The following is a 4,613-nucleotide window of genomic DNA, read 5'->3' on the forward strand; positions in this document are numbered from 1 at the left end:
AAAAAAGCCGCCGGGGGTGCCGGCGGCTGTGCAGGTTCTTTTTGGTTTGTGGGAATGGATTTACTTAATCAGGGTCAGCTTGCGGGTGAAGACCTGCCCGCCGGCGACCAGCCGGTACAGGTACACCCCGCTGGAGAGCTCTGCCCCGTCAAAACGCACCGTGTAGGTGCCCGCCGGCTGCCGGCCCTCCGCCAGCACCGCCACGCGCCGCCCCAGCATGTTGTACACCTCCAGGCGCACCTCGCCTGCTTCCGGGAGCCCGTAGCTGATCGCCGTGGTGGGGTTAAAGGGGTTCGGGTAGTTCTGGGCCAAATTGTAGCTCACCGGGAGCTGCCCCTCGGTCTCGGCAGACACCGGGCCCATAAAGTCCACGCGCAGGGTTCTGCGGGTCAGGGCGCCTTCGGGGTCGCTCACGCGCAGCTCGGCCGTGGCCAGCCCGCGGTAGTCGCCCGCGTCCACGCGCACCAAGCCAGCTTCTGGATCTACGCTCACGGCAATGCCTTCCTGCCCGGTTTGAATCTCAATGGTCAAGTCTTCCAGCGGGCTTTCCGGGTCAGCCACGAAGGGCCCGTAGGCCAGTTCAAAGACGCTGCCCTCCACCCCAAAGGTCGTATCGGCCGGCAGGGCCACCCGCGGGGCGTCATTGACCGCGGTGATGGTCACCGCCAGGGTGTCCGTAAGGGCGTTACCGGACTCGTCGCGGGCCGTCACGGCCAGCTTCAGCGCCCCGAAGGCGTCCGGGACGGGGGCCAGCCACAGCGTGTCTTCGCGCACGGAGGCGCGGGCCAGCGGCTGGGTAGATTCTACCTCGTAGCGTAATGCGCCGTCCCCAAGGTTGGTAAACACCGTATCCAGCACCGCTACCGCCAGCGAGTCAAAGTCCTCGGCCAGGGTGCGCTCGCCCAGCCCTTTGGCCAGGCGAATGCCTTCGCCCGGCAGGGTGCTAAAGCGGAAGGCCGGGCTCCACGGGCCGGCCCCGCCGCCATTCTTGGCCCGCACCCGCCAGTGGTAGTCCTGCCCGGCGGCCAGGTTGGTGGCCCGGGTCGTGGTATCGGCCAGGTGCGCGTTCATCATCAGCCGGGTAAAGTCCTCGCCATCGGCAATCTGCACCTGGTAGGCAGCCGCGCGGGAGGCGCTGCTCCAGCGCAGGCTTGCTCCCACCGGCACGTCGGTGGCCTCATCGGCCGGGGCCAGCAGCACCAAGCTGCCCGGCAGGGCCGGCCGGGTCGTAAAGGAGGCGCTCGCCCATCCGCTGGTCCCGCCCGGACCGCTCGCCTGCACCCGCCAGTGGTAGGTGGTCTCCCGGGCCAGCCCCTCCAGGGCTAGGCTCGTGTCCGTCAGGGCTTCTTCCTGGCGGATAAGGGTCGTAAAATCTGCGCTCGTGGCTACCTGTACCCGGTAGGTCGCTCCCTCGAGAGCCCGCCAGACTACGGTCAGGGCCGTATCGGTGAGGGCGCCGCCGGAGGGCGCGATCAGCTCCGGGGCATCCGGGGCCGCCGGGGCGGTGGTAAAGCTCAGGGTAAAGGCTGCGTTGCCCACTCCGTCGGCATTGGCCAGGGCGCCTTCGGCGAGGCGAAGCTCCACGGTGCGACCAGCGAGCAACGTTTCCGGGGTCACCCGCAGGGTGTCCCCAATGGTTTGCATGCGCGCGATCGGGGCCGGGTCGGCAGCGTTGCCCCCGTAGGTTAGAGCAATACCCAGCGAGTCGGCAATCTCCACCGGCTGGCTCCAGCGCACCTCAACCGGGGCGCCCACGGCCACCATGGTGGCATTATCCTCTGGATTCGTACCCATCACCTGCAGGGCGGGCTGGCTGGTGGTAAAGCTCAGAGTGAACCCCGCCGAGGGAATATCTTCGCCATTGGCCAGTGCTCCGTGCGCCAGCGTCAGGGTGTAGGTGGTCGCCGGCTCCAGCCCCTCGTGGGTTAGCGTCAGCGCCGAATCGGCGGCCGAAGCGTTCAGGGGTACCTGTTGTCCTCCCGCACCGGTCAGGCGGTACTCCGCCGTATCGGTCAGGGCCACCGGCTGGTTGTAGCCCACCGTGAGGGGCGCGCTGGTGGATGCCCCTGTGGTGCCCTCCGCCGGGGTGGTGCTTGTCACCTGCGGTGTTCCCAGGGTGGTGGTAAAGCTCAGCTCCAGCGGGGCCGCCGCCACCAGCCCGCTGTTGCGCACCGCGCCCTCCGGCAGGCTAAGGGTATAGCTCGTCGCGGCTTTCAGGTCCGGATGGGCAATCCATACCTGGTTGTCGGTAAGGCTTGCTTGTAGTCCGCTGATGGTCGTTCCATCGGCGCTGGAGAGGCTAATCCCGCCCAGGTCGCCGGGGTAGAGCCGCTGGTCGTAGGTCAGGGTAAAGGTCCCCGTCGTATCTACCCCCGTGGCCCCGTCGGCCGGGTCCGAGCTGGTCAGCTGCGGGCCCTGGTCCACGGTGGTAAAGCTCCAGGTGATGGCCCCGTTGGCCACCCCGTCCACGTTTTGGAGGGCCCCCGCCGGAATAGTCACCGTATAGCTCACTCCGGTCGCGAAGGCGTTATGGGTAATGCTCAGCTCGGTGGTGCTGGTCAGGCTCGCGCTCACCCCGCCGGCCGGGCTGCCCCCGCCGGTGATGGTGACCCCTGACAGGTCCACTACGCTCACGTCTTTGTCAAAGGTTGCGGTGACCGGGGCGGTCGGGGCAGCGCCCGTAGCCCCACTGGCCGGACTGCTGGAGGCCAGCGCAGGGGCCGGACGCACCTGGTCGGCCACGCTCACGCTCGAACTCACGGCGAAGGTCTCGGCGTTGTCGCCCCCGTTGGCCGTCCCCCCGTCGTCGGTCAGCCCGGTGAGCATCACCGTGCGGGCCGTGCCGGTCGACGGGCTGTAGGAACTGTTGCGGTAGGCCAGCCCCTCTATAATGCTGTTCATGGTCGCCGGGGCGATGCCGGCCCCGCTCACCGTTACCGTCGCCGTGCCGGTCGTCACGCTTACGCTCACGCTGAGGTTGTTACCTGAAGAGGTCGCCGTTGTGCCATCGGTCAGGGCCAGCTCAGTCCCGTCGATGGTCACTTTCTCGTCGGCCCCGTCGGCCAGGTTGGCCACTAAAAAGGTAAGTTGCGTGAAGGCCTGCCCGGTCTCCACCGTCGAGGCACCCGCCCCGGTGAACAGCGCCACCGCCGCGTCCCCGTCGGTGTAGGTCGGGTCGGTGCCCGTAGCGCTAAGAGTGGGCGCGTCGTTGACCGGGGTAATACTTATCGTAGACCCAATCGACAGGCTGGCCGTGTCGTCCCCGCCATTGGCGGTGCCCCCGTTATCGCTGAGGCTGGTAATCGTTACGCCCCGATTGGTTGTTTCCGGATCGTCGGAGGTATTGCGGTAGGTCAGCCCGTTTACCAACGTCTGTAGGGCCGCCGGGCTCAGGCTCCCCCCGCTTACGCTCACCGTGGCCGTGGTGGAACTCACGCTCACCGCCGCCGTCAGGCTGTTGGTGGCGGTGGTCACCGAGTTTGCGTCGGTCAGGGCCACATCGGTGCCGTCCACGCGCAGGATCTCGTCCGCCCCATCGGCCAGGTTGGTCACCGTCAGGGTCAGGCCCGTCAGGGACTGCCCGGCTTCGGTGGTAGAGGCCGTGGCCCCGCTAAACAGGCCGGTTCCTCCGCCGCCTTCCAGGTAGGCCGGATTCGACCCGGTGGCCGAGAGCGCCGGCGCCTGGTTGGCCACGGTGGTTACCGTGATCGTCGCCGCATCGCTGACCAGCCCGTCGTTGTCACTGACCGTAACCGATACCTGCCGGGAGGCTTCGCTCAGCGGGGAGGCGCTGCTGCTGTACTGGATCGCCTGCAGCAGCGTTGCCACCCGCGCCAGGGTCGCGTTGGCAGTAAAATTCACTTGCAGGTCGTTACCGGCGGCGATATTGCTGGCCAGGGTCCCCACCACCGTCCCGCTCACGCTTACGTTGCTCCCGGCCGTCGTGCCGGACAGGGTTACCCCACCCGAGGTATCCAGGGTCAGGACGTCTTCCGCGGCCGCGGCCCCGGAGGATACCGTGGCCGTCAGGCTCCCGCCACTCAGGCTCGCCGGGTTGTCGGAGTCGGTGAGTCCGGCCGCCGCAAGCGCGTCGAGGTTAACGGCCGGGCCATCCACTAAAAAGTCCACCGCGTCCCCGCCGAGGTTCGCAATCACCGGCGGGTTGCCTAAGGTCATGGTAAAGTTGGCGGCCGCGTCTTCGTCGCCGCCGTTGGCGATCCCGTCGGCGTCATTGAGCGTCAGCGTAAAGGTTTGCGCGCCGCTTCCCGCCGCCGCGCTCCAGCGCAGGTTACGCAGCAGCGTCTGCATCCGGGCATTGGTGGAATTGCCGTTGGTGTTTATTTCAAGGGTATTGCCCCCCTGCCCGTCGTTGGGGGCGGCCGCTACCGTTCCGATAGACGTTCCGCCTACAGCGATGGTCTCGCCCGCAGCTATAGTCGCATCACCGCCGGAGGTCACATTCGTTCCATCTACCGAAAAATTCCCGCTGGCGGTGTTGTTGGCCCCGTTGTCGCTGATCTCCAAAAAGCCGCCGTTGTAATCCGGAGAATCCACATTCGACACGGTGGCATCCCCGCCGTTGTCAATGGCTGCCGCCGCGCCGCCGGCTTCCA

At 67.3% G+C, this 4,613-nt stretch carries 1 protein-coding gene; it reads right to left on the minus strand.

Going from position 1 to position 4,613, the window contains the following annotated elements; translation table 11 throughout:
* Positions 1-60: 60 nt before the first annotated feature.
* Positions 61-4,563 (minus strand): Ig-like domain-containing protein, encoded by a 4,503-nt coding sequence (locus tag FN815_RS18745; protein ID WP_221930362.1) that lies wholly within the window; start codon positions 4,561-4,563, stop codon positions 61-63.
* Positions 4,564-4,613: the final 50 nt, after the last annotated feature.

Origin of the sequence: Gracilimonas mengyeensis (genome assembly GCF_900182705.1) — a bacterium.
GTDB lineage: Bacteria > Bacteroidota > Rhodothermia > Balneolales > Balneolaceae > Gracilimonas > Gracilimonas mengyeensis.